Genomic DNA, 1,576 nt, shown 5'->3' on the forward strand with positions numbered 1-1,576 from the left:
TAATGCATAGAGTATGAATCCCCAAAAGAACCGAGTACGAAAAAAGCGTACCCGGTTCTTTTTTTGTACAAAAAGGTTGACAAACAGACAAAAACGTGCGGCGAAGCCCCTTGGCTGAATACATTTTGGGAGGTTTCGCTCATGAATTTCTATGAAAGCGTGAAACGAGTATTGTTGGGAAAAATACAGGAGATGGCAGCTTGCCCAGGACCGTTTGTACGCAATCCAGACAGTGATTTTACAAGAAAGCGAAAGCTTGATTTTGAAACCACTATTCGATGTCTGATTGCAATGGAAAGCGGTAGCCTGAAAAAAGAACTGTTGGAGCTTTTCCATTACAATCTTGACACTGCGACGGCATCGGCTTTTAATCAGCAACGTGAAAAGATACTGCCGGAAGCGCTGGAATTTCTCTTCCGGGAGTTCAGCAACGCCTTTGCACAATATCAAACATACCGTGGATATCGATTGCTCGCCTGTGACGGCACAGACTTGAACATCGCACGAAATCCAAGTGACCAGGAAAATTATTTTCAGTCAAATCCCGGAGAAAAAGGCTTTAATCAACTCCATCTAAATGCCCTGTACGATCTATGCAGCAGACGGTACATGGATGCCGTAATCCAGCCGGGAAGAAAAAACAATGAGTGCCGGGCCATGACGGACATGATCGACCGATGCGTTTCCGGGCACAAGACAATATTTATTGCGGATCGCGGCTATGAAGCTTACAACACCTTTGCCCACGCAGAACGACGAGATATGTATTATCTTATACGCGTAAGGGAAACCGGGCGTAGCATGGTAGCTAGCTTTGGGTTGCCGCAAACGGACTCATTTGATACGCAAGTGCATCTGACACTGACTCGTAAACAGACAGCTCGGGCAAGAGCATGTTCCGGTTTGTATAAATTTCTTCCAGCAAACAGCACATTCGATTATTTGGAGCAAAGTGATTTCTATCCTATCACTTTACGTGTCGTACGTTTTCCGCTCTCGACAGATACCTATGAATGCGTTATTACCAATCTGCCCAGAGATGCGTTTCCAACGGATGAACTCAAAAAACTCTACGCAATGCGTTGGGGAATCGAAACGTCCTTCCGGGAATTGAAATATGCAATTGGCCTGAGTTGTTTCCATGCAAAAAAGGTGGAGTATATCAAGCAGGAAATCTTTGCCCGTCTGCTTCTTTATAACTTCTGCGAGATCATCACAACGCATGTGGTGATTCAGCAAAAAGATACAAAGCACGTATACCAAGTGAATTATACGCTAGCAATCCACTTATGTCGGCATTTTCTGCGATTCCCTACGGATATATCTCCACCCAATGTTGAGATGCTGATACAGAAAAATCTCCTTCCTGTTAGACCTGGACGCAGTGACCCTCGCAAAGTCAAGCCCAAGGCAGCTGTGAGTTTTCTGTATCGTATAGCATAATCTCCTATTTACTATATCCCTTTTATTGGCAGATGACAATCTGTCTTTTTGTGGCGCTCAAAAATAGACAGAAAAGACAGGGAGACTATTATTTCTCAATCTCCCTGTCTTTTCCGTTGTTTCTTTGTCGTTT

At 44.1% G+C, this 1,576-nt stretch carries 1 protein-coding gene; it reads left to right on the forward strand.

The features are described 5' to 3' along the window. The first annotated feature begins 141 nt into the window (after window positions 1-141). Entirely contained in the window at window positions 142-1,443 is a 1,302-nt protein-coding gene (locus Ga0466249_RS25715; RefSeq protein ID WP_215832357.1) for an IS4 family transposase, read from the forward strand. The last annotated feature ends 133 nt before the right edge of the window (window positions 1,444-1,576 follow it).

Origin of the sequence: Pelorhabdus rhamnosifermentans (genome assembly GCF_018835585.1) — a bacterium.
In the GTDB taxonomy this organism is placed as follows: Bacteria; Bacillota; Negativicutes; order UMGS1260; family UMGS1260; genus Pelorhabdus; species Pelorhabdus rhamnosifermentans.

Bases quoted from the DNA above. Each gene is read 5' to 3' on its own strand.
- Ga0466249_RS25715 (WP_215832357.1), top strand. From the start codon at position 142: ATGAATTTCTATGAAAGCGTGAAACGAGTATTGTTGGGAAAAATACAG.